The sequence below is a fragment of the Eubacterium sp. BL-380-WT-2B genome, assembly GCF_009696115.1.
In the GTDB taxonomy this organism is placed as follows: domain Bacteria; phylum Bacillota; class Clostridia; order Eubacteriales; family Eubacteriaceae; genus Eubacterium; species Eubacterium callanderi.
On the sequence record NZ_VUMP01000001.1, the window covers coordinates 395,658 to 418,151 of the forward strand.

Annotated in this window: 21 protein-coding genes; 20 read left to right on the forward strand and 1 reads right to left on the reverse strand. The window is 46.9% G+C overall.

Features of this window, described 5'->3' with window-relative positions; genetic code table 11:
• Positions 1-8 precede the first annotated feature (8 nt).
• The 3 genes from FYJ53_RS01725 to FYJ53_RS01735 all read left to right on the forward strand — a co-directional run bounded on the left by FYJ53_RS01725 (position 9) and on the right by FYJ53_RS01735 (position 5,332).
• Positions 9-1,415: a trimethylamine methyltransferase family protein gene (locus tag FYJ53_RS01725; RefSeq protein ID WP_013382340.1), complete on the forward strand. Its 1,407-nt coding sequence runs from the start codon at positions 9-11 to the stop codon at positions 1,413-1,415.
• A 68-nt stretch (positions 1,416-1,483) separates the two neighbouring features.
• Positions 1,484-3,016, forward strand: a complete 1,533-nt coding sequence (locus FYJ53_RS01730; protein WP_090414765.1) for a BCCT family transporter — start codon at positions 1,484-1,486, stop codon at positions 3,014-3,016.
• A gap of 408 nt (positions 3,017-3,424) precedes the next feature.
• The gene (locus FYJ53_RS01735) at positions 3,425-5,332 is read left to right on the forward strand and encodes a cation-translocating P-type ATPase (protein ID WP_154556905.1); all 1,908 of its coding nucleotides are present in this window, start codon (positions 3,425-3,427) and stop codon (positions 5,330-5,332) included.
• On the opposite strand, the gene FYJ53_RS01740 is transcribed toward FYJ53_RS01735, so the two are convergent.
• On the reverse strand, positions 5,318-6,295 hold the full coding sequence (locus FYJ53_RS01740) for a biotin--[acetyl-CoA-carboxylase] ligase (protein WP_148429844.1): 978 nt from the start codon (positions 6,293-6,295) through the stop codon (positions 5,318-5,320). The two genes, FYJ53_RS01735 and FYJ53_RS01740, sit on opposite strands and share 15 nt — an antisense overlap.
• A 360-nt stretch (positions 6,296-6,655) precedes the next feature.
• On the opposite strand from FYJ53_RS01740, the gene FYJ53_RS01745 reads away from it, so the two are divergent.
• From FYJ53_RS01745 to FYJ53_RS01825, 17 genes are all read left to right on the forward strand, one after another.
• Positions 6,656-7,921 carry a PocR ligand-binding domain-containing protein gene (locus FYJ53_RS01745; protein WP_013382336.1) on the forward strand — a complete coding sequence of 422 codons (1,266 nt, stop codon included), beginning with the start codon at positions 6,656-6,658 and terminating at the stop codon, positions 7,919-7,921.
• Positions 7,914-8,990, forward strand: coding sequence for a response regulator (locus FYJ53_RS01750; protein WP_013382335.1), 1,077 nt, complete (start codon positions 7,914-7,916; stop codon positions 8,988-8,990). Before FYJ53_RS01745 ends, FYJ53_RS01750 begins: the two co-directional genes overlap by 8 nt.
• Positions 8,991-9,303: 313 nt before the next feature.
• Positions 9,304-9,579: a propanediol utilization microcompartment protein PduA gene (gene pduA, locus FYJ53_RS01755; protein WP_013382334.1), complete on the forward strand. Its 276-nt coding sequence runs from the start codon at positions 9,304-9,306 to the stop codon at positions 9,577-9,579.
• 26 nt (positions 9,580-9,605) lie between these two features.
• On the forward strand, positions 9,606-10,391 hold the full coding sequence (pduB, locus tag FYJ53_RS01760; RefSeq protein WP_013382333.1) for a propanediol utilization microcompartment protein PduB: 786 nt from the start codon (positions 9,606-9,608) through the stop codon (positions 10,389-10,391).
• Between the two features lie 42 nt (positions 10,392-10,433).
• Entirely contained in the window at positions 10,434-12,092 is a 1,659-nt protein-coding gene (locus FYJ53_RS01765) for a propanediol/glycerol family dehydratase large subunit (protein ID WP_013382332.1), read from the forward strand.
• Between the two features lie 18 nt (positions 12,093-12,110).
• On the forward strand, positions 12,111-12,782 hold the full coding sequence (locus FYJ53_RS01770) for a propanediol/glycerol family dehydratase medium subunit (RefSeq protein ID WP_013382331.1): 672 nt from the start codon (positions 12,111-12,113) through the stop codon (positions 12,780-12,782).
• Positions 12,783-12,794: 12 nt separating this feature from the next.
• Positions 12,795-13,304 (forward strand): diol dehydratase small subunit, encoded by a 510-nt coding sequence (locus tag FYJ53_RS01775; RefSeq protein ID WP_013382330.1) that lies wholly within the window; start codon positions 12,795-12,797, stop codon positions 13,302-13,304.
• Between the two features lie 38 nt (positions 13,305-13,342).
• Entirely contained in the window at positions 13,343-15,157 is a 1,815-nt protein-coding gene (locus tag FYJ53_RS01780) for a diol dehydratase reactivase subunit alpha (protein WP_148429843.1), read from the forward strand.
• Position 15,158: 1 nt separating this feature from the next.
• Complete coding sequence (locus tag FYJ53_RS01785) at positions 15,159-15,524, forward strand: glycerol dehydratase reactivase beta/small subunit family protein (protein WP_090414757.1); 366 nt, start codon at positions 15,159-15,161, stop codon at positions 15,522-15,524.
• A 15-nt stretch (positions 15,525-15,539) separates the two neighbouring features.
• On the forward strand, positions 15,540-15,986 hold the full coding sequence (locus FYJ53_RS21600) for a BMC domain-containing protein (RefSeq protein ID WP_148429841.1): 447 nt from the start codon (positions 15,540-15,542) through the stop codon (positions 15,984-15,986).
• A 48-nt stretch (positions 15,987-16,034) separates the two neighbouring features.
• Positions 16,035-16,694, forward strand: coding sequence for a phosphate propanoyltransferase (gene pduL, locus FYJ53_RS01795; protein ID WP_013382326.1), 660 nt, complete (start codon positions 16,035-16,037; stop codon positions 16,692-16,694).
• Positions 16,694-17,518, forward strand: coding sequence for an ethanolamine utilization protein EutJ (eutJ, locus tag FYJ53_RS01800; protein ID WP_090414755.1), 825 nt, complete (start codon positions 16,694-16,696; stop codon positions 17,516-17,518). Before pduL ends, eutJ begins: the two co-directional genes overlap by 1 nt.
• A gap of 18 nt (positions 17,519-17,536) precedes the next feature.
• The gene (locus FYJ53_RS01805) at positions 17,537-18,373 is read left to right on the forward strand and encodes a flavoprotein (RefSeq protein WP_013382324.1); all 837 of its coding nucleotides are present in this window, start codon (positions 17,537-17,539) and stop codon (positions 18,371-18,373) included.
• An 11-nt stretch (positions 18,374-18,384) separates the two neighbouring features.
• Positions 18,385-18,663 carry a EutN/CcmL family microcompartment protein gene (locus FYJ53_RS01810; RefSeq protein ID WP_013382323.1) on the forward strand — a complete coding sequence of 93 codons (279 nt, stop codon included), beginning with the start codon at positions 18,385-18,387 and terminating at the stop codon, positions 18,661-18,663.
• A 12-nt stretch (positions 18,664-18,675) separates the two neighbouring features.
• On the forward strand, positions 18,676-19,683 hold the full coding sequence (locus tag FYJ53_RS01815; protein ID WP_090414752.1) for a cob(I)yrinic acid a,c-diamide adenosyltransferase: 1,008 nt from the start codon (positions 18,676-18,678) through the stop codon (positions 19,681-19,683).
• A gap of 39 nt (positions 19,684-19,722) precedes the next feature.
• A complete protein-coding gene (locus FYJ53_RS01820; RefSeq protein WP_013382321.1) occupies positions 19,723-21,132 on the forward strand; it encodes an aldehyde dehydrogenase family protein in 1,410 nt (469 codons plus the stop codon).
• A gap of 20 nt (positions 21,133-21,152) precedes the next feature.
• Positions 21,153-22,478, forward strand: coding sequence for a 4Fe-4S dicluster domain-containing protein (locus FYJ53_RS01825; protein ID WP_013382320.1), 1,326 nt, complete (start codon positions 21,153-21,155; stop codon positions 22,476-22,478).
• Positions 22,479-22,494: the final 16 nt, after the last annotated feature.

The window sequence follows — 22,494 nt, forward strand, 5'->3', positions numbered from 1 at the left end:
ACAATCATATGGAACTTGAAAAACTGTTTTTACAGGCTAAGGATGTTGAATTTATTCACGAACAGTCTGCAAAATTACTGAAGGAAACCGGCTGCGTGTTCGAGGATGACCGCGCGGTTGAAATTTTCAAAAAACACGGCGCCACTGTGGATGGCTATACCGTTCATTTTACCGATGAGCTCATTGCCAAAGGCCTGTCTACCGTCAGCCAGGAATTTGATATTCTGCGCCCGGACGGCACTAGCTATCACATGGGCGGGGGAAGCCTCACCATGGCCACAGCCGGCAGCCCGCCGTACGTGATGGAAAACGGTGAGTTCCGTTTTGCCGAAATGCACGACTATGTCGATATCTGCAAGCTGGTACAGACCAGTGACTGTATTGACATGACCCATCTTCTGCTCTGCGATACCTATGACGTCCCGAGAGAAGACCGCTCCTACAACATGGCCGCCGCGCTGCTGAACTATACAACCCTGCCGATTTCGCTGACGGCGCTGGCAACCAAGCTGCACGATTCCGGGACTGTTGCCACTAATGTGGTTAAAATGATACAGGATTTCGTAGATGTCCATGACAAATATGTGGCGGTTGGCTGTATTAGTCCGATCTCGCCGCTGGCATGGGTCAAGGATAGTCTGGACGCCATGTTTGCCTACTGCGAGCTGAACCAGCCCATGCAGCTGGCTACCTGCTCACTGCCGGTGCTCACAAGCCCGGCCTCCATTCTGGGCACCATTATCCAGAACAACGCAGAGCTGCTGGCCGTCACCGTGCTCATCCAGCTCATCAAACCGGGCCTGCCGATTTTCTACGGCAGCACCTCCACTTCCACGAACCTGAGAGCAGTATCCATGGCTCTGGGCAACACCGAAACAGCCCTGATCTCGCTGGCGAGCGCCGCCATGGCCAAATATTACAGAATGCCGTTCAGAACCTCCGGCGCCCTCAACGACGCCATTGATGTTGACTACCAGGCAGGGGTCGAATCCACCCTTAACCTGATGAGCGGCACCCTCAGCGGCACAGACCTGATTTTCTTCAGCTGTGGCATGCTCAGTGGCTTTAATGTCAGCTCGCTGGAAAAATATGTGGCGGACGAACAGCTCATCAAGATGCTGAAACGTATGACCCAGGGGATTGCCATTGACTACAATAAAGATTATACTAAAGAGATCAGCAAGGTCGGCCCGAGAGGCAACTTTATGTCTGGCCGTACCCCCAAAGAATACCGCAATGAGCACTATGTGCCCGATCTGTTTGTGAAGGTAGACTATAACACCTGGCAGACAGAGGATAAAAAATCCGTTAAAGAAAAGGCATCCGAAAAGGTAGCTGAACGCCTGGCTGCCTACCAGGAACCGGAAAAAACAACGGAACAGATGAAAGTTATTGAAAAATATTTAATTAAGTAAACGGCATAGACGGGCGCGCTGCAGGCAAGCCCGTCTTTGTTTTTGAATTTAAGAAACGGAAGTGGAATATGGACCCGCAAAAAAACAAAATCCCCATTGATAAAACCATTTTTTTCGGCGCGCTGCTGCTCATGCTCCTGGTATCTGCGGCCTGCCTTGCTTTTCCAGAACAGGCGCTCTCTGTATCGGGTGTGCTCAGGAACTTTGTCATCACAAAATTCGACTGGTTTTTCCTGCTTTTCGGGCTGGGGGTGTTCATTGTCTGTATGGTGGTGGGCTGCAGCCGTTACGGCAAGATCCGACTCGGCGGCGAGGGGGAGCCGCCAGCCTACAGCTTCTACAGCTGGCTGGCCATGATTTTCTTCTCTGCCATCGGCTCCTCCGCCATCCTCTGGTCCGTGTGCGAGCCGCTGAATTACATCGCGTCGCCGCCCTTTGGCTATGAGCCCTACTCCCTTGAGGCCTTCAACATCGCCATTCCCTACGGCCTGTTTCATTGGGGGCCTGTGGCCTGGTCCTTTTACGCGCTGTCCGGCCTGGTGGTCTCCTATTATTTTCTGGTGCTGAAGCGCAGAAACCTGAAAATATCCGGCGTGATGACTGACCTGATCGGTGAGAAGGCCGCGAAAGGCGTTCCGGGCAAAGCCATTGACATCGTGACGATTTTTGCGACCTTCTGCACCTTTGCGCCGGCCCTTGGCTTAGGGGTACCCCTGCTCTCTGTGCTCATCTGTAAAATTACCGGGCTGCCGGACACCACAGAGCTTCAGGTCGTTGTGCTGGTGGTCTGGATGTTTATTTTCTCCATCAGCGTTTACCGTGGGCTGGACAAGGGCATCAAGATTCTCAGTGACATTAACATGTATCTGCTCATCGGCGTCATTCTGTTTATCTTTTTTGCCAGCGGCGCCCGCTATATTCTGGCAGCCTCGGTCGAGGAATTCGGGACCCTGCTCAGCAATTTCCTCCGCATGAACAGCTACAGCGATGTATTCGGCGGCGGAACCTTTGCCCAGGACTGGACAGTTTTTTACTGGAGCTGGTGGGTGGCCTCAGTGCCCTTCATGGCTATTTTTATCGCCAGAGTATCCAAGGGACGAACCGTCCGCGAACTGGTTTTCGGCATCATGGGCGCCGGATCGGCCGGCACCATGGCAATTTTCTGTGTGCTGGGAAACTACGCCCTCAAGCTGCAGAGCAGCGGCGTGGTGGATCTGGCAAAGATCAACGCCGAACAGGGGAGCAATTACGCAGTGCTGGCCATGCTGGATCAGCTGCCCTTTAAAAATGGGATCATTGTGGGCGTGATTCTTCTGTACTTTGTTTTTCTGGCCACCTGTGTGGATTCCTGCGCTTTTACCATGGGCTGTATCGCGTCAGAGGAAATGACCGACATCAGCCAGCCCGCCCGCTGGAACCGCCTGTCCTGGTCCATCGCCATCGCCATTCTCGGGGTGGCGGTGCTGAAGCTCGGCGGCGGTATCAACGCCCTACAGACCTTTGTCATTGTCGTGGGCCTGCCCTCAGCCATACTGACCATCGCCATGACCGTGCTGCTGTTCCGCTGGCTGAAAAAGAGAGAGGTAAAAGAAAAGCTATAAGCTTCAACCCGTATCGCCGCGATACGGGTTGTTTTTGGGTACGGTCTGAAACGCGCCGTACCCCTTTGCAGGAAGTGGCGGAGCCCGAGACTGCGCCTTTCATCCAGATAAGAAAAAGCATCCAGGCGCTGTGTCAACGGCCAGGAGTTGTGCCGCTTGGCATGAACAGCCGGACATTAGAGAGCAGAGAGGTCTGCATTATGCAAGAAGATACTGTTGGCAGGTTGAAGCCCGCAGGACGGCTTTTTCTTCCTTAGGTAAAAGGCTTCGTCTCTTGATATTGGTTCATTTGGGTACGGTCTGAAACGCGCCGTACCAAACTAAAGATAAATTTTTACCTTCCTCTTGACTTTTTCAAAAAATCGACATACCCTATAGGGGTATAGAGTAGACAAGGAGGAAATCAGGATGACTTGGCTAAAGGATGAAGAAAAAAGAACGGTTGCGGCCATGATAATCTCGGCGCTGGCTCTGGGAATCCATTTTGTGGCGGGCGGCCGTCTGGCTTTTAATTTATCGTGGATTGCGGTTGTTTTATGCGGCCTGCCGATTATCATCGGCGCGGTGTCCGCAGTGATAAAGGAATTTGACATCCGGGCGGATGTGCTGGTCTCCATCGCCATCATTGCCTCAGTGGCCATCGGCCAGGTTTTCGCGGCGGGCGAGATCGCGGTCATCATGACCCTTGGCGGCTATTTGGAGGAAAGAACCGTGAATAAAGCCCGGAAAGGCATTGAGCGTCTGGTGGATCTGACGCCGGAAAAGGCCCGTGTGATGCGGGATGGCGTGGAAGTCGTCATCAATGTGGAGGACGTGGCAGTAGGCGAAGCAGTGCGTGTGCTGCCCGGAGAAAAAATACCCGTAGACGGTATGGTCCTCTGCGGCGATACGGCGGTGGACCAGTCCCTGATGACTGGAGAATCCCTGCCGGTCGATAAGGAAAAGGGTGATGAGGTATTCTGCGGGACCATGAACCAGTTTGGGACAGTGGACATCCGCGTGACCAGGGCGGCGGAGGACAGCTCCCTGAAACGGATGATCCGTCTGGTGGCGTCGGCCGACGCGGGACGCGCGCCCATCGCGCACCTGGCAGACCGGTGGGCTACGGTCATTGTGGTGCTGGCGCTGACCGCTGCCGTTGTCACTGGCCTGGTGACCAGAGAACTGACCCGGGCGGTCACCATCCTGGTGGTATTCTGTCCCTGCGCGCTGGTGCTCGCCACGCCCACAGCCATCATGGCAGGGATCGGCAACGCGGCGAAAAACGGGATTCTGATCCGGTCTGGCGATGCGCTGGAGCGGCTTGCGTCCGTGGGGCGCATTGCCTTTGACAAAACCGGCACCATCACCTACGGAAAGCCCTGCGTGCGTGCTTTTGAGTGTGAGGAGGGGTGGGAAAAGGACGCGCTGCTCAAATGGACCGCAGCCGCCGAAGCCCGCTCCGAGCATCCTCTCGGCAAAGCGGTCTCAGAACATTATGCCGAAGGCCATCCGGAGCGGCTGCCAGAACCGTCGGAATTTACAATGCTGCCCGGCAAGGGCGTCTGCGCGGTGGTAGAGGGGCATGAAATCGCAGCCGGAAACCGAAAACTTCTGGACGCGATGGGTGTTTCGATGACGGAAAGACTTGAAAAATCAGCGGAAAAATACCTGAGTGAGGGCGGTACTATTATTTATATCGCGGTGGATGGAAAAGCAGCAGGCTACGCAGTGCTGGCAGATACTCTCCGCAACAATGCGCCGAATATGGTTGAAAAACTGAAAGCACAGGGGCTTAAAACAGCCCTGATCACCGGCGACCACCGGGCCGCGGCGCTTTATATGGCAGAGCGGGCTGGGATTGACACCGTTGAAGCCGGCTGTCTGCCCGAGGATAAGATCGTCGTGATCAAACGGCTCCAGCGGAAGGGGCAGGAAAAGGTCTGTATGATCGGCGACGGCATCAACGACGCGCCGGCTCTCAAGACAGCCGACGTGGGTCTGGCCATGGGAGATATCGGCTCAGACATCGCCATGGACGCCGCCGACGCGGTGTTTGTGGGAGATGATGTGATGAAGGTACCTTATCTGATGACCCTGTCCCGGAAAACGATGCGGACCATCCGCATCAATATTTTTCTGTCCCAGGCGCTCAACGCCGTGGCGGTGGTGCTGGCCATGACCGGGGTCATGGGGCCGGTGGCCGGCGCGCTGGTCCACAATGTGGGCTCGGTGGCGGTCATCATCAGCTCAGCCATGCTGCTGAACTTTAATGAGAAGAAAAACGGAGAGGACCGGCAGAAAACGTCCGGTTCCCTGAAATTATCGCAGCCGTAGGCTGACCTCGCCAGAGACGATGGACTGAAAGGTTCCATCGTCTTTTTTTAGGATCAGATGTCCCGCGTCATTGATGTCGCTGACCACGCCCTCCAGGGTTTCCCGACCGTTCAGGATAGTGACCGGTTTTCCGATCACCATGGAGTGCTTCCGGTAGTCCGTCATGACGGCGCCGGCCTCAGGAATGCAGGTGAGGCGGCTCAGGCAGTTGACCAGCTCGGCGGCCAGCCGGCTGCGGAGCTGCCCGTTCGGCGCTTCCTTAAAGAGGGCGCCTGCCACCGGCTGGAGTTCTTCGGGAAAACCCTGCTTTGGTTCGGTAAAATTGATCCCGGCGCCAAGGACAATGTAGTCAATATTCCCGGTTTCAAAGTCGGCGGCAGCCTCGGTGAGAATGCCGCAGATTTTTTTATCCTTTATGTAGAGGTCGTTGACCCATTTAATCTCAGGCTCCAGGCCTGTCACGTCCGCGATGGCCTGGCGGATCAGAACACTGGCGGCAATGGTGATGAAAAGGGACTGGCTGATGGCCGTGCCGGGCCGCAGGATCATGCTCAGATAAATCCCGGAGCCGCCGGGCGAGAAAAAGGTGCGCCCCATACGCCCGCGTCCGCCGGTCTGGGACTCCGCGATGATGACTGTGCCGTCCGGCGCTCCGGCCAGGGCCCGCTCCTTGCCAAGGCTGTTGGTGGAGTCAAGGGAAGGGTAGACCTCCAGACGCTCCGCCTGCGCCGGGTCCTTCAGCCAGGGTGCGATGGAAGCAGCGGAGAGAATATCGTTGCTTTTACACAGCGTGTAGCCCTGCCGGGTTTTGGACGTGATCTGGTAGCCCTTATCTCTGAGGGCCTTGATGGCCTTCCAGACAGCACTCCGGGAGAGGTTCAGCTCTTCTGCCAGCGCTTCGCCAGACACAGGGTCGCCCCGGTTTTCCTCCAGTATTTTTAAAAGGTCGGTTTGTGTGGACATGGGCAGTTCTCCTTTATATTTATTAGTCTTATTATAAGATAGAAGAAAAGCAGCGGTCAATGCAAGAATCCTCTGAGGGCAAAATATTGCTGTTTTTCGCGCTCAGAATCTTTAAACAAACCTTAAAAAGGTTACAGGAGTAAAAATATGACTTTTATATTTAAAAGAGGAAAGTAAATAAAAAAGGAATATTTTGCCATCAAATTAAAATGATTCTTAATTATTGGACAATTTAATGCCTATTTCAGTCAAAATAATCTAAAATGTCAAAAATTTGGTTAAAAAAGTGCACGTTTGTGTTATAATATTATTCAAACAAGAGTTTTTAAAGTAAGATCATTAAGATAAAGAGGTTAATCTATGAGAGTCTTATTAAAAATCACAGATATCATCGATGTGGAAGTGCTGCAGAAAATTCAAGATTCTTTTTCAGATGCAACAGGCTTTGCGACCATCACCGTAGATTACAAGGGAAACCCCATTACGGAATACAGTAATTTTTCCGGCTACTGCACCAAGGTGCGGGAGGACGCCAAGTGTCTCGAGTGCTGCTATCGTTCTGACGCTCACGGAGGCATTGAGTCTGCCCGTTCAGGAAAACCCTCAATCTATATCTGTCATGGAGGCCTCGTAGATTTAGCAGTTCCGATCATGGTCAAGGGGAATTATCTGGGTGCCATTATGTCCGGCCAGATCCGGATTGACGAGGAGGGAATGAAAAAGCTGCCTCTCGGTTCTGTTTCCGAGCTCACCGATTTCTCAGGTAATCCGGAGCTTCAGAAGCTTTATGATCAGACGATGGTGACCACTCTGAAACAGGTTCACGCTGCTGCGGACCTTTTGTATACGATTGCCAATTATCTGGTCGAAAAGCAGATGATTCACATCATGCAGGAAGAGCTGCACAACAAAAACCTCGAGCTCATGGAAGAGGTCAAGCTGAGAAGTGAAGTGGAGGCGGCCCTCAAGGAGGCGGATCTCAAGGCGCTGCAGGCCCAGATCAATCCGCACTTCCTCTTTAATGTCCTCAATACCATCGGGCGTCTGGCTCTTCTTGAAAATGCCGAAAAGACCCAGGAGATGATCTATGCCTTTTCGGATATGATGCGTTATACTTTAAAAAAGGAAAACACCAATATCGTTACTTTGAAGGAAGAGGTTGAGCATGTGCGAAATTACCTCTCGATTCAGAAGATGCGCCTGGGAGAGCGTCTGGATTATTCCATTCACATCGACGAGGACGCCGAAGAGGTGATGTGCCCCTTCATGACGATCCAGCCTTTTGTGGAGAACGCGATCAATCATGCGATTGAACCCCATGCTGCCGGCGGCAAGGTGATGATCACCGGAGAACAGGACGGCGATATCGTGACGGTCCGCATTATTGACGATGGAAAGGGAATCGCTCCGGAGTTGATTGAAAAGATCCTTGATGGCAACTACGACCCAGAGGCGCAGGGTAATGACAAAAATACGGGTATTGGCATTAACAATGCCAATAAACGGCTAAAATATTATTATGGCCCTGAATTTGGTATTAAGATCAACAGTGAAGTTGGTAAAGGGACTGAAGTGATGATTAAGATACCCCGTAAGGCATTATTAGGGAGAGGTTTAAATGTATAAATTATTTATCGTAGAAGACGAACATCTGGAAATTGAAGCGATTGAATTGATTTTAAGTCAGTACGGTAAAAATATCACGGTCATTGGAAAAGCGTCTTCAGGACGCGTTGCCCTGGAAGAGATCAGAAGGCTGGATCCTGACATTGTTCTTCTGGATATCAATATCCCGGAAATCAATGGTATTGATGTGCTGCGCGCCATCAAAAAAGAGGATCAGGAAAAAAAGGTCATTTTAATCACTGCTTTTAACGAGTTCGATTTTGCCCACCAGGCCATCAAAGCCCGTGTGGATGATTTCCTGCTGAAGCCTATCAGGCCCCAGCAGCTTATGGAATCCATCAACATGGTGATCTCTACATTAAAAGCAAACGCAAAAAATAAATTTGACGAGAAGATGAGTGAAGTCATTTTCGCGGTTGTCCAGAAAAAATACAGCGACACCAGAAGCGTCCTCACCGAATACCTGGATCTGCTCTATGACCACTATGGCTACGACCTGATGTCCATCCAGAATGAGATTCAGCATTTTATGGAAGAGCTGAACATTGTCTCCATGGATACCTGCGGCTACGACATCAAAAGTCCGCTGCGTATGAAGAACAACCAGCAATTTGTGACGTCCTATAAAAACCGATACGATCTGAAGGTCGAAATTATGAAGGTTATTGACAAAATTTTCGATCACCTCATGGACAATAAGGAAAACCGGAAGAATAATATTGAGGATATCCTGAATTATATTGACCGGAACTGCCATAAGGACATTTCTCTGGATCAGGTGGGCGAGTACGCCAACATGAGCTCTTACTATCTGAGTAAAATCTTTAAAAAAGAAACCGGCGTCAATTTTGTCACCTACCTCACCGAACGAAAAATTGAGATTGCCAAGGATATGCTGCTCAACACTGATGTGCCGATTATCAATATCGCGCTGGATTTGTCCTACCATGAGCCAAATTATTTCAGTAAGGTTTTTAAGAAAAGCACAGGAATGACGCCGACAGAGTACAGGCGTCTGCGAAAGGGCGACAGTGGCGAAGAAAAGGAAGAAGAAAAGGAAATTTCCTGATTTTATTCTTAAAGCAAAAAAAGATAAACCTATAAAAACACGTAGAAAACAGGTCTGAGAAGCGGGAAGTGTGATTGAAAAATGCACTTCCTGTTTTTATTTTACGAAAATTCACAAAATAATATCGGGAAAAGACAAAAAAAGATAGGGCTCTGAAAGGTCAAAGACAAAAAGAAACCAAATTGAAAACCGTTTTCAAAAAAAGCGGCAATCGGACAATAATTTTATAACAATAGTGCAAGTAATTACTCCCGTATATGGATTAAAATAGTAACAGTAAGAATATTAATATCAACCAAGGAGGGCAAAGCTTATGACAAATGAAGCTTTAGGTATGATTGAAACCAAAGGTCTTGTTGGCTGTATTGAAGCAGCTGATGCAATGGTTAAATCTGCAAATGTAGTATTAACAGGCTATGAAAAAATCGGTTCTGGTTTAGTAACCGTTATGGTTCGTGGCGATGTTGGTGCTGTAAAAGCAGCCGTAGACGCTGGCGCAGCTGCAGCTGACAAAGTAGGTCAGGTTGTTTCTGTACACGTTATCCCAAGACCACATCAAGATGTGGAAAAAATGTTACCTAGTTTTTAATCTAAATTTAATGGAGGTGTAGATTAATGAAAGATGATTTAATGAACAAATTGATGGAAGAAGTCATGAAAAAAATGGATGAAGTTGAAGAAACAGGTACTTGTGCAGCAGCAACTGGTGTTTGTGGCTTAACTGAATTCGTTGGAACCGCCATTGGTGACACCATTGGTTTCGTAATCGCTAATGTAGACTCTCAGTTACATGAAGCAATGAAAATTGACCCTAAATATAGATCAATCGGTATTTTATCCGCTCGTACTGGTGCTGGCCCTCAGGTTTTCGCAGCTGACGAAGCTGTTAAAGCTACCAACACAGAAGTTGTTTCCTGCGAATTCGCAAGAGATACAAAAGGTGGCGCTGGTCACGGTTCTTTAATTATTTTCGGTGCTGAAGACGTATCTGATGCTAAACGTGCTGTTGAAGTCGCTTTAAATGACTTAAACAGAACTTTCGGCGATGTATACGGAAACGACGCTGGCCATCTGGAATTCCAGTACACAGCAAGAGCTTCTTTCGCTTGCAACATGGTATTAGGCGCTCCAATTGGTAAAGCATTCGGTATCGTTGTAGGCGCTCCTGCAGGTATCGGCGTATTAATGTCTGATGCTGCTTTAAAAGCTGCTAACGTAGAATTAGTTGGTTATGCTTCACCTGATAATGGTGGCACACAGTATTCAAACGAGTCCATGATTTTCTTCTCTGGCGACGCAGGTGCTGTTCGTCAAGCTATTTACGCTGCAAGAGAAGTTGGTAAACCAGCTCTGGAAGCTATGGCTGGTCCTGCACCATCTTCTACAACTCCTTATATTTAAGAAGCAGTAGCGAAATAGTTATAGAAAAGAGGAGGAATGACTATGAGATCAAAAAGATTTGAAGCGTTAGATGCTCGTCCGGTTAAAAAGGACGGTTTCGTAAAAGAATGGCCTGAAGTAGGTCTTATTGCAATGAATAACCCCGGAGATCCTACTCCGAGCTTAAAAATTGAAAATGGCGTTATCGTAGAAATGGACGGTAAGGCAAGAGCAGAATTCGATATGCTCGATACCTTCATCGCAAACTACGGTATCCGTACAGAAAAAGCACAGGAATACATGGCAATGGATTCTCTGGAAATTGCTCGTATGCTTTGTGATATCAACGTACCAAGAGCAACTGTTGTAGACATTACTACTTCCATTACTCCTGCTAAAATTACCGAAGTTTTAGGTAACATGACAGTACTGGAAATGATGATGGCACAGACAAAAATGCGTGCCCGCTTAATGCCTTCTAACCAGTGCCACGTTACCAACGTTAAAGATAACATGGTTCAGATCGCGTGTGACGCTGCTGAAGCTGCTATCCGTGGTTTCGACGAAATGGAAACAACCGTTGGTATCGCTCGTTACGCTCCTTTCAACGCCTTAGCGATCATGGTTGGCGCAAATGTTGGCCGTCCTGGTATCTTAACACAGTGTGCTGTTGAAGAAGCGACCGAACTTGACTTAGGTATGAAGGGCTACACCGCTTATGCTGAAACGATTTCTGTATATGGTACAGAACCAGTATTCATGGATGGCGATGATACTCCTTACTCTAAAGCATTCTTAGCATCCTGCTACGCTTCCCGTGGCCTTAAGATGCGTTTTACATCCGGTTCCGGTTCTGAAGTACAGATGGGTTATGCCGAAGGTAAATCCATGTTATACTTGGAAGCCCGCTGCTTATATGTAACAAAAGGCGCTGGCGTTCAGGGTACTCAGAATGGTTCCGTATCCTGTATCGGTGTACCTGCCGGTGTACCTGGCGGTATCCGTGAAGTATTGGCTGAAAACTTATTAGCAGCATGTTTAGACCTTGAATGTGCTTCTTCTAATGACCAGACCTTCACCCACTCAGACCTTCGTAGAGTTGCTCGTTCATTAATGCAGATGGTACCAGGTACGGACTATATCTGTTCTGGTTACTCTTCTACACCAAACTACGACAACATGTTCGCAGGTTCTAACTGGGATGCTGAAGACTATGATGACTGGAACGTAATCCAGCGCGACCTTAAGATCGACGCCGGCTTACAGCCAGCTGATGAAGATACTGTTGTTGCCGCCCGTGCAAAAGCTGCCCGTGCTATGCAGGTTATCTTCCGTGAATTAGGCTTACCGGAAATCACCGATGAAGAAGTTGAAGCTGGTACATACGCTAACGGTTCTCAGGATATGCCTGACCGTGACGTAGTTGCTGACCTGAAAGCTGCTGAAGACTTAGTAAACCGCGCAACTGCTGTTGACTTCGTTAAAGCATTAGACCGCGGCGGCATGAGAGATGTTGCTGAATCTATCTTCAACATTCAGTTACAGAAATGTGCTGGTGACTACTTACACACCGCTTCTATGATCACATCTGACTGGGAAGTTGTTTCTGCAGTTAACTACATGAATGACTACCATGGTCCAATGACTGGTTATGTAATCAGTGATGAAAGATGGAAAGAAATTCAGGATATTCCATGGGCTGTTGACCCAGCCAGCATTTAAGGAAAGGGGTGTAGTAGAATGGCTATTAATGAACAAATGTTAAAAAGTATCATCGAAGATGTTTTAAATGAAATGAGCGGCGCTGCTCCTGCATGCGATGCTGCTCCTGCTGCTCCGGCTGCTTCTGCCGCTGCTGCTGCAGGTTCTGTTGAATTAACTCCAGTAGGGGATGTTCAGCAGGGCGTTGCTGCTGACGAAGTTCTGATTGGTTTAGCTCCAGCTTTTGCTGAATTCCAGACAGAAAATATTGTTGGCGTACCTCATGATAAAATCTTAAAAGAAATTATTGCCGGTATCGAAGAAGAAGGTTTAAAAGCTCGTGTTATCAAAGTATACAGAAGCTCCGACGTTGCTGTATGCGGACATGACGCTGCTGAACTGAGTGGTTCTGGCGTTGCTGTTGGCTTACAGTCAAAAGGCACCTGCTTAATCCACCAGAAAGATTTACCACAGTTATCTAACTTGGAATTATTCTCTCAGGCTCCTTTGATCGATTTAGACACCTATCGTGCCATCGGTAAAAATGCTGCTAAATATGCTAAAGGCGAAAGCCCGGCTCCAGTTCCGGTTCGTAATGACCAGATGGCTCGTCCTGCTTATCAGGCTAAAGCTGCTCTGTTACACATTAAAGAAACAGAACATGTTGTGCCAGGTAAGAAACCTGTAGAAATGAAAGTTACATTCAAATAGGAGGTGGATAGAATGACTCAAGAACAAATGTTAGAACAGATCGTTAAACAAGTTATGGCGTCTATGTCAGCTGCACCAGCTGAAGCACCTTCTTGTGCTTGTGGCGACAAAGTTACAAAAGATGATTACCCAATCGGTGATAAGAGACCAGAATTAATTATCTCTGCTACTGGCAAACAGTACAAAGAATTAACACTGGATAAATTATTAGCTGGTGAATTAACCGCTGAAGATTTAAGAATCAGACCAGAAACTCTGGAATTACAGGCTCAGGTAGCTGAATCTGTACATCGTGATGCATTCGCAGGCAACTTAAGAAGAGCTGCTGAATTGATCGCTGTTCCAGATGCTCGTTTACTTGAAATCTACAATGCACTGAGACCTTACAAATCTACTAAAGATGAACTGTTAGCTATCTCAGAAGAACTGAAAACTCAGTACAATGCACCTATCTCTGCAGCTTTAGTAGCAGAAGCCGCTGAAGTTTACTATGTAAGAAAGAGATCTAAAGAATTTAAGTAAACACAATATAATCCAGGAAATTGTTTGGAGGAAGCGATATGATTATTGCAGGTATTGATATTGGTAACGCAAGTACCGAAACGGCGCTTGCCCGATATACTGACGGAAAACCTGAGTTCCTGAGCAGTGGCATCGTTAGTACCACTGGTATGAAAGGGACACGTCAAAATATTCATGGAGTGTTCGCCTCTCTAAAACAAGCCCTAGAAAAAGCAAACTTAACTGTTGATAATGTTGATTTAATTAGAATCAATGAAGCCGCTCCAGTTATTGGTGATGTGGCTATGGAAACTATTACTGAGACAATTATTACAGAATCAACCATGATCGGTCACAATCCTTCCACACCGGGAGGATTGGGGACCGGCGTTGGTGTTACTGTAAACATAAGGGAAATTAATAGTGTTAAAAAAGGCGACTCGGTTATTGTCATCATTCCGCGTGAAGTTGACTTTGAGAGTTCCTCCAGCATTATTAATCAGGCCGTTGAAAACGGCATTTTTGTAAATGGTGCCATTGTCCAGCGTGATGATGGCGTTTTAATTAATAACCGTTTGAACAAACAGATCCCGATTGTCGATGAAGTTTCTTTAATTGATAAGGTTCCGCTTGGAATGCGTGCTGCTGTAGAAGTAGCAGCTCCAGGAGCCGTTGTTGAACAATTATCCAATCCTTATGGGATTGCAACAGTCTTCGATTTATCCTCAGATGAAACCAAACAAGTTGTTCCTGTATCAAGAGCCTTGATCGGGAACCGTTCTGCCGTTGTCATCAAAACACCAGCAGGGGACGTTAAAGAACGTAAAATCCCAGCTGGTAAAATCATTATCCAGGGCGAACATAAAAAAGCCGAAGTTAATGTTGATGAAGGCGCGGAAATCATCATGGATGCAATCCGAAGCGTTGCGCCTGTCGAAGATGTTAAGGGGGAAGCCGGGACAAACGCCGGCGGTATGCTCGAAAAGGTAAGACAGGTTATGTCAAACCTGACTGAACAGAATCCTCAAAACATCAAAATTCAGGATTTATTAGCTGTTGACACCTTTGTGCCTCAGAGCGTAAAGGGTGGTATGGCCGACGAATTTTCCATGGAAAATGCTGTTGGTATCGCCGCGATGGTTAAGGCTGATAAATTACAGATGAACATGATTGCTGAAGTTCTTGAAAAAGAACTGAACGTTAAGGTTGAAGTCGGCGGTGTTGAAGCTGACATGGCGATCCGCGGTGCGTTAACCACCCCGGGGAGCAATAAACCGCTCGCGATCATTGACATGGGCGCAGGATCGACAGATGCTGCTATTATTAACAGGGCTGGCGAAATACATTCTATTCATCTGGCAGGCGCTGGTAACATGGTCACCATGCTTATCGGTTCAGAACTTGGTTTCGAGGACTCAGGTCTGGCAGAAGATATTAAAAAATATCCTTTAGCAAAGGTAGAAAGCTTATTCCATATTCGTCATGAAGATGGAACTGTTCAATTTTTTGATGAACCATTAGATCCGAGATCATTTGCACGTGTCGTTATTCTGACACCAAGTGGCATGGTTCCGATTCCAGGAAACCATTCGCTGGAAAGAATCCGTACTGTGCGCCGAGAAGCAAAAACCAAAGTTTTTGTTGTCAACGCGATTCGTTCATTGGAACGCGTCAGCCCAACTGGTAATGTAAGAGACATCGAGTTTGTTACATTGGTCGGTGGCTCTGCGCTCGACTTCGAGATTCCGCAGCTGGTAACGGATGCTTTATCAAAATTTAGTATTGTAGCAGGTAGAGCAAATATAAGAAGTGTAGAAGGTCCAAGAAACGCAGTTGCCACCGGATTAGTACTTGCGTACGGCGAAGGTGAATAACATGAACGTGAACTTCGAAGCTCCAAAACCAGAAATAAAGGTTTATTACAATAAAAACTCTGTCAATAAAAGCATTGTCACACAGGTTTTATTAGGCATCGAAGAAGAAGGTTTACCTTATTCTCTTGAAGAAAAGGACAACAATGACGGCGTTGAGCTGGCTTACAAAGCGGCTGAGGTCTCACATCTCGGTGTGGGCATCGGTATCGGCGACAGTATTGTTTTACATTACATTAAGCTGAAAGAAAACGCTCCGCTGTTTTCTGTCTGTCTTCAGGATGATGAGAATACCCTCAGAGCCATTGGCGCAAATGCGGCCAGACTTGTAAAACGAATGCCTTTTAAAGACATTGGCAGTGCTAAATAGTGAGGGGGGATTTATTTGAGACAAGCATTAGGGTTGATTGAAGCGATTGGGCTGGCAACAGCCATTGAAGCCACTGATGCTGCTGTGAAATCAGCAAATGTCGAGTTGCTTGGGTTAGAATCCGCTAAAGGCGACGGTATGCATACCATTAAAGTCGTTGGCGACGTAGGTGCCGTTAAAGCTGCTGTTGAAGCGGCGACGGCGGCCTGTGCCAAAGGCCGCGGTGTCTTTAGTACAAAAGTGATTGCACGTCCGGCCGATGGGCTTGGACCGATGATCTATAACAACCAGACAATGGGCTTTGATCCGGAACAGGATCGCGATCGGATGGAACTGGACTCTTACTGGGTTTTTAACAAGTATGACCAGAAAAAACCGACAACCGCAGTGGAAAAAACACTGACGCCTATTTCTGAAGAAAAAGATGAAGCAATCGAAGAACAACCGACAGAAGAAGAATAATCCTTGCGAACAGCAGATCCATAGATCTTAAAGAAAAGGTGTAAGCGAATGAATGATATTGAAAGAAAAGTGATTGAAGAGATTGTCATCAACACTGTCAAGAAATTAATGGCAGAAAAAGACGCTCCCAATCGCGTGCCGTTGGGCGTTTCCAATAAACATCTTCACTTGACACAGGAACATGTCGAAATATTATTCGGCAAAGGACATCAGCTTACAAACTTGAAAGATGTTAAACAGCCTGGTCAGTTTGCATGTGAAGAATGTGTCAAAATCATTGGACCCAAAGGTGAATTTCCTAAAGTTAGAGTTTTAGGACCAGCAAGAAGCGAAACCCAGATTGAACTTTCAATGACCGATGCACGAACATTAGGTGTGAATGTACCGATTCGTGAATCCGGAAAACTGGAAGGAACACCGGGACTTATTCTGGAAGGACCGTGCGGACGTGTTGAACTGGATCATGGTGCCATTGCGGCACTGCGTCACATTCACATGACTCCGGACATTGCAGAACAGCTGGGACTGAAGGATGGCGATTGTGTAGGTGTGGAAAGCAGTGGGCTGCGTCCTACTCTTTTCCGTGATGTGTTGGTACGTGTATCACCGAAATATGCTTATGAAATGCATATTGATACCGATGAAGCCAATGCTGCCGGACTTAAAAATAATGACATTTTAAAAATTGTTAAAAAGCAGGAGAAATAATGGACTGGAAGAGCGGTAATGACACGATACTAGAGTTTAATGAACTGATCAAAGCCAAAAGAGCAAACCCTTATCAGGGTAACCTGAAGGTTGGCGTCGACCTTGGTACAGCCAATATCGTTGTAGCTGTTGTTGACGAAAATAACCGTCCGGTAGCAGGCGCTACCCAGGGCGCTCACGTTGTAAGAGACGGGATCGTCGTGGATTATCTCGGAGCGGTGAACATCGTCAGAACATTAAAATCCGAAGTCGAAAATATTATTGGTGTTGATTTAACGTATGCCAATGCCGCAACCGCTATCCCACCTGGAATTTTGGAAGGAAATACTAAGATTATTTCCAATGTTGTGGATTCAGCTGATTTTACCGTTACCAATGTGGTCGACGAACCGACGGCGGCCGCAACCGTTTTGGGAATCCAGAACGGAGCTGTTGTAGACGTTGGGGGTGGTACCACCGGTATCAGTATTTTGAAAAATGGTGAAGTCATTTTTACAGCCGATGAGGCAACTGGCGGGACGCATATGAGTCTTGTCATCGCAGGCGCTTATCATATCAGCTTTGAAGAAGCAGAAGAAATGAAAAAGCATGAAGACCAGCGGAAGATATTTCCAGTCATTAAACCAGTTGTGGAAAAGATGGCGTCAATTGTCCATCGTTTTATCCAGGGCTATGATGTCGACACCATTTATGTGGTCGGCGGGGCCTGTGTTTTTGATAAATTTGAACAGGTTTTTGAAAAAGAAATCGGCATCAAAACAGTAAAACCCGTAGAACCTTTGTTGGTAACTCCTTTAGGGATAGCCTTTAATTGTCAAAGGTAAGGAATGTGGTGATATAATTTGGACTTAAAAGATTTGATTAACAGTGAAGCCTTTATGGATGTTTTTATCCAGAAGGTTGTCGAAGAAGTCATCAAAAGAATAAAAAATAAACCTAAAACAGCGCTTGTTGTTTTTTCCGGTGCGGCGATTGGGTTTAAACAGGCAATGGATTCACTGGTCAAGTTAAAAAATGATGGTTGGCAATTAAAGGTTTTCCTTTCGGATGAGGCGATGAACGTATTCACTCCGAGCTATATACAGGAAACCTTAGGCTTAGACACCATTTATAACAGTGGTTCCAAGGTAGCCCAAAAAGAACTTTACGGTGAAGTTGATCAAATCATTATTGCAGCGACAACTGTTAATACCGCAGCAAAGGTTGCTCACGGTATTTGTGATAATGAAATGCTCACCCTCATCAACCACGGGATTATGGCCGGAACACCAGTTGTTTGTGCGATCAATGGCGCATGTCCGGATGACAGCGTCAGAGCCCAGCTGGGAATGGGAAAATCCCCACAAGGCTACCGTGAGTTACTGAGAAATAACCTCAAGGCTTTAAAAAGCTTTGGAATCAAGCTGGTCAGCTCAGATGAGCTGTATGATGGCTGTGTTGGGAAAGACAGTTGCAAGGACGCGCTTCAGAGCAGCGCCTGTGCAGCGCCTGCGCAGACAGCCAAAGAATCCGATCCCTTTGAACCGGATGATGGCATGATTGCAAAACGTATCATCAGCCGGGGCGATGTATTATTACACCGCAACAGCAAAGTGATCAAAGTGCCTGCGGACGCTATCATTACAGAGTATGCTAAGGAAGCAATCGCTACCCTTGGTCTTCGTGTAGAAAAGATATAGTAGGTGATTGAATGCATTTAGCAAAAGTAGTTGGTAATGTGGTTTCAACCCAGAAGGATTCTAACCTTGTGGGCTGTAAGCTTTTAATTATCAAAAAAATCAATGAAAACGGGGAGTTTGAAAAATACTCCAGCCAGTCTACTGCCATTGCGGTCGACTCTGTCGGCGCTGGCATTGGTGAAACCGTCATTGTAACGACCGGTAGTACGGCCCGTTATGTTTACGGGGATAAACTGGCACCGCTTGATATGACTATCGTTGGAATTGTTGACGAAATTCAAATTGTTTAGTGAGGTAGAAATATGCCAAATGTCTATACAAGAGGCGGTGACAAAGGTGAAACCGGTTTGTTCGGCGGTAACCGCACGCCTAAAGATGATATTCGGGTAGAAGCCTACGGTACAATGGATGAAGCCAATTCAGCCATTGGCCTGGCCTATTCTTTATCTGAAGACAATGACATCCGCGAAATCCTCCACCATTTACAAGAAAGAATTTTCGTTTTAGGTGCGGAACTCGCCAGTGACGAAAAGGGGAAGGCAATGTTGAAGGATGGGATTTCCCAGGGAGACATTGACTTTATGGAAGAAAAACTCGACTATTACCTTTCCGTTATCGGCCCGCAAAAATCGTTTATTGTACCAGGGAAAAACCCTGTATCCTCAGCCTTGCATCTGGCTCGTACAGTTGTACGGCGCGGCGAAAGAAGAATTGTGGAGTATACCCACAAGGATCCTGATGTAAGACCGGAGCTGGTGAAATTTGCCAACCGTCTTTCCGATCTGCTTTTCGTTCTCGCAAGAACTGAAGAATACAACGAAATGGTGAAAGAAGTCGTCAGACGAGTCGTTGAAAAAATAAAAATGGCTGAAGCGCCTTCAGAAGAAGCTCCTGAGGAAGAGAAAAAAAAAGACTTTTCACTTCTGACAACTGCTAAGAGAATGGGAGCAGCAGCAAGGGTTAAAGCAGAAGAAATGGGTGTGCCTATTGTTTTTTCCGTTGTTGATGCAGGTGGTAATTTAACGTATTTTGAAAGAATGGAAGATTCCCTGCTTGCCAGTATGGATATTTCAGTTAACAAGGCTTATACAGCCAATGCGTTGAAAATGTCTACCGATAAGGTTACCGATCTGGCAAAAGAAGATGGAGCACTCTTTGGAATTCAATTTACTAATGAAGGCCGTATTGTGACCTTCGGTGGTGGTTATCCACTCATTGTTGAGGGAAAAGTTGTCGGCGGTATCGGCGTTAGCGGCGGTACAGCAGACCAGGATATGGCCATTGCACAAAGCGCATTAGCTATTTTATAAAAGAGAAGATTTAATAGAGGAATCCAGGAGGAAATCTGTATGAATATTGATACAACAGGTATTGAATATATTGTAAAAAAGGTAATGGATCAGATCGACTATGCTGAAGAAACCGGTGCTCCGGTAGTAGATGGCAAAGACGGCGTTTTCCAGACCATGGACGCTGCAATTGAAGCTGCTGCAGTTGCCCAGAAGGAGTATATGAAGAAACCATTGGCACTGCGTCGTCAGATGATTGCTGCAATGCGTGAAATCATGCTCAAAAAAGAAAATATTGAAACAATCTGCGCGATGGTTGTTGAAGAATCCGGTATGGGTAACTATGAACACAAGTTAGCTAAACACCGTCTTGCAACAACGGGTACACCGGGCGTTGAAGATTTATTGACAGAAGCATGGGCTGGCGATGACGGCTGTACATTACTTGAGCTGTCACCATTCGGCGTAATCGGTGCGATTACACCGACCACAAACCCGAACGAAACCATTGTTAACAACAGTATTGGTATGTTAGCTGCCGGCAATGCGGTTGTTTTCTCACCCCATCCAAAGGCATTAAAGACAAGCTTCTTATGTATTAAATTATTAAATGAAGCCATTGTTTCTGTTGGTGGTCCGAGAAACTTAATCGTAACCTGCGCTAACCCCACAATTGAAGCTGCTAACGAAATGATGGTTCATCCTAAAATCAGAATGTTAGTTGCGACAGGTGGCCCAGGTGTTGTTAAAGCGGTTCTGTCCAGTGGCAAAAAAGCCATTGGCGCCGGCGCCGGTAACCCACCGGCATTGGTTGACGAAACCGCAGATATCGAAAAAGCAGCAAAAGATATTATCGACGGCTGTTCTTTCGACAATAACCTGCCATGTATTGCAGAAAAAGAAGTCGTTGTTGTTGACCAGGTAGCAGACTATCTGATTTTCAACATGAAGAAAAACGGCGCATATGAAATTACAGACAAAAAAGCCATTGACGCTTTAGCCGATCTGGTTTGTCCTGAAGGCCGTCTGAGCCGTGACTTTGTTGGTAAATCTGCTAAATACATCGCAGCGGCAGCTGGCCTGGATGTTCCTGAAGACACACGCGTGTTAATCTGTGAAACTTCTAAAGATCATCTGTTGGCTGTAGAAGAACTGATGATGCCGATTCTTCCAATCGTTCGTGTTGCTAACGTTGATGAAGGTATCGATGTTGCTGTTGAATTAGAACATGGAAACAGACACACCGCTATCATGCATTCCAAAAATGTAGATAAATTAACAGAAATGGCTAAGAGAATCCAGACGACCATTTTCGTTAAAAATGGTCCATCCTACGCTGGTATTGGCTTTGGTGGTGAAGGTTATCCGACATTCACGATTGCAGGTCCGACCGGTGAAGGCTTAACATCTGCTAAATCCTTCGCAAGAAGAAGAAGATGTGTGCTCGTTGGGGGATTCGATATTAAATAACAATAACAGGGGTGTTGCTCATGAGCACAAATTTAGTTGAAATAGTCAAAAGCGCTGGTATTATTGGTGCCGGCGGGGCTGGCTTCCCAACCCATGTGAAAATCGACGCTGAAGTTGATACAGTTATTGTCAACGGTGCTGAATGTGAGCCTTTGTTAAGAGTTGACCAACAATTAATGGCCGAGAGAGCCCACCACATGCTGGTGGCTCTTCAGGCTGTTATGGATCATACTAAGGCAAAGGCAGGCATTGTCGGACTTAAAAAGAAATATGTCCCGGCCATTGGCGCTTTAAGACAGGACTTACCAAATTTTCCAAAAATCGACCTTCACATTATGAATAATTTCTATCCTGCCGGTGATGAACAAACACTGGTATATGAAACAACAGGGAGAATTGTTCCAGAGGGTGGAATTCCATTAAATGTTGGAACTTTAGTCATAAATGTAGAGACACTTCTCAATATTTATGATATAATGAACGAGGACAAGCCCGTAGTAGATAAATATATTACTGTTACGGGAGCAGTCCGCAATAAAATCACGACAAAGGTTCCACTTGGAATTACTGTTCGTGAAGCACTTGAGCTGGCTGGCGGAACAACCATTTCCGATTTTGTCATTATCAATGGTGGACCAATGATGGGGAAAATTGTCGATATCGACTCCTACGTCACAAAGACCACAAAGGGCTTTATTGTTTTACCGAGCGATCATCCATTGATCGAATCAAAGACAAGAAGCATCCAGGATACGATAAAATTAGCCGGAATGGCGTGTATGCAGTGTAGTTTATGTACAGAAGTTTGTCCGAGACACAGTCTGGGACATAACCTTGAACCACACAAGCTTATGCGAATCGCAGCCTATGGCTCAACTTGTGATACGACCACTCAAGCTACAAATGCTTTCTTATGCTGTGAATGTGGCTTATGTCAATATGCGTGCGTTATGGATCTCCAGCCTTGGAAGTTCAATATCGCACTCAAGCGGGAATTAGGCAGCAAAGGCATCAAAAACCCACATCACAACAAACCTGAACAGGCTGATCCTTTCAGATCGGCAAAACAGTTTAACGTACATCGTTTAATTTCTCGTCTGGGTCTGGATGAATATGATCAACCAGCTCCGATGGTCGATTGCGGCAAACAGTTTACTGAAGTAACCATTCAGCTGGCACAGCACATTGGTGCACCTGCTCAGCCGGTTGTCAGTGTAGGGGATGTTGTTGAAAAGGGAACCCTGATCGGAGAAATCCCGGAAGGAAGCCTTGGCGCCCGTATTTTCGCAAGTATCGACGGTAAAGTAACTGCCGTCGAAGATGGTAAAATTACCATCCGGTCCTAAATAATTTAATAAGGGG